Here is a 1,997-nt window from a genome sequence, read left to right as displayed (position 1 = left end):
CTTCCAGGCCTTCGAAGCTGGTTTCCGGCAAGTCGAAATCGGCCGAGAACGGCTGTTCTTCGGCCAAGGCACGCGCCATGCGCATATGCTTTTCGGCTTCTTGCAGGGCTTTGCGGCGGCGCGCCAGCAACAGCAGCAAGAGCAGTAGAATCACCGCACCGCCACCCACCAGGCCCAGGAGCACCGGATTGGTCAGCAACTCATTGAATTTCTGATCGTCGGATGCTGCCGGTGTTGCCTCAACGGGCTTCTCGGCCGACGCCGGAGTTGCCTCGGACGCTGGTGCAGTGTCAGCCGGAGCAGGCGCTGCGGCCGGGTTGGCAGCAAGTTCGGCCGACATTGCCGGAGCCGTCGCAGCAGCCGGGGCGCCATTTGCGCCCTCGGCCTGCAACTTGGCCAATTGGTTGTTCTTCAGCTCGATCAGGCGCTGCAGCTTGTCCACCTGGCTTTGCAGGTCGGCCATGCGGCTCTTCAGTTCGGCATTATCACGACGACTGGTGTCGAGGCTTTCCTGGGTCACCGCCAGCTTGTTGCCGAGGGCCTTGGCATCGCCGACAGGACCTTTGCCACGGTTCTTGCCGGACTCGGCAGAAACCAGGCTCAGCTTGTCGGTGGCCGCTTGAGCCGGAGCACCATCGGTGCGTGCGCGATTGGTGGCGTCGAGCTGCTGCTGCCCTGCCCCGGGTTTCGCCACATAACGACGACCCTGACGCCAGGCCTTGTTTTGCGCGGCTACTTCGGCAATGGCCTTGGGTTGCGGCAGGCCGGCGCTCTGCGCCTGGTCCGGCAGGCGCAGCACCTGGCCGGTTTTCAAGCGGTTGATGTTGCCGTCAATGAAGGCGTCCGGGTTCAGCGCCTGGATGGCGAGCATGGTTTGCTGGATCGAACCGCCATTACGCGCCTTCGCGGCGATTTCCCACAGGGTATCGCGCGGTGTGGTGGTGTATTGGGACGCCTTGGTCGCACCGGTTACGGGTGCGGCAACCGTTGACGTCGGTTGCGCAGCCGCTTCAGCGGTTTGCGGCGAGAATTTGGACGGATCGAGCAGCACACTGTAGTCGCGCAGCAAACGACCGTTCGGCCACATGACCTGAACCAGGAACTTCACCATGGGTTCGGAGAGTGGCTTGCTGGAGGTCACGCGCAGGATGCTTTTGCCGCTGGCGTTTAGCACCGGGGTGAAGGTCAAGTCGTTCAGAAACGCCTGGCGGTCGACACCGGCCTTGGCGAAATCGTCTGGTGAGGCCAGGCTCGGCACCACTTCGGCAGCGGTGAGATCCTTGACATCGAGCAGCTCGATTTCCGCTACCAGCGGCTGGTTGAGCGTCGATTTCAGGGTCAACTCCCCGAGCCCGAGGGCATGCGCCATACCGGAGGACAGCGCCGAGGCGGCCRCTATTGCTAACACCAGTTTGCGAACTTGAACCATTAGCTCATCCTTAGTTTGAACATTCCTCGGCCAGCGAGAAGGTATTGATAGTCGCTGCCGTAAGGCATTGCGCGCAACGGCGAGAGTCGTCGCGCGCGGTCATTTCATTAATGCCCGGCAAAGCCCCGCAGAGCGGCTCGCCTTCAGCACTCCGGCAAGCATAGGCTCGCCCGGAATCAATCGACAAATTGTTGCAAAGTATCTTTTACAGCAGGTCTTTAAGCAACAACTCAGCCAGCTGCACAGCGTTGAGCGCCGCGCCTTTGCGTACGTTATCTGACGTCAGCCACAGATTAAGTTCCGACGGGTCGTCGATACCCTGGCGAACCCGACCGACGTAGACCACATCCTGCCCTACCGCATCGCCCACCGGGGTCGGGTAATCGCCGGCTTCCACCAGCTCGATGCCGGGTGCGTCTTCCAGGGCCGCATTGATTTTCACCAGGTCGATTTCACTCGCGGACTGCAGGGTCACGCTATAGCTATCGCCAAAAAACACCGGGGCTTGAATGCAAGTGACAGAAATCTTCAATGACGGCCGCGCCATGACCTGACGCAGCTCACGCAC

The 1,997-nt window shown here is 61.3% G+C and carries 2 protein-coding genes; both read right to left on the bottom strand.

Features of this window, described 5'->3' with window-relative positions; translation table 11 throughout:
- On the bottom strand, window positions 1–1,429 hold a 1,429-nt coding region (locus ACXRVY_RS26205), incomplete at its 3' end, for a type IV pilus assembly protein FimV (RefSeq protein ID WP_458238645.1).
- Window positions 1,430–1,634: 205 nt separating this feature from the next.
- The coding region (locus ACXRVY_RS26200; RefSeq protein ID WP_458238644.1) for an Asd/ArgC dimerization domain-containing protein at window positions 1,635–1,997 on the bottom strand (363 nt) is incomplete at its 5' end.

It is taken from the genome of Pseudomonas sp. P5_A2_2, assembly GCF_054177685.1.
The sequence above is the reverse complement of the archived record's forward strand: the minus strand, read 5'-3'. Positions and strand labels throughout refer to the sequence as shown.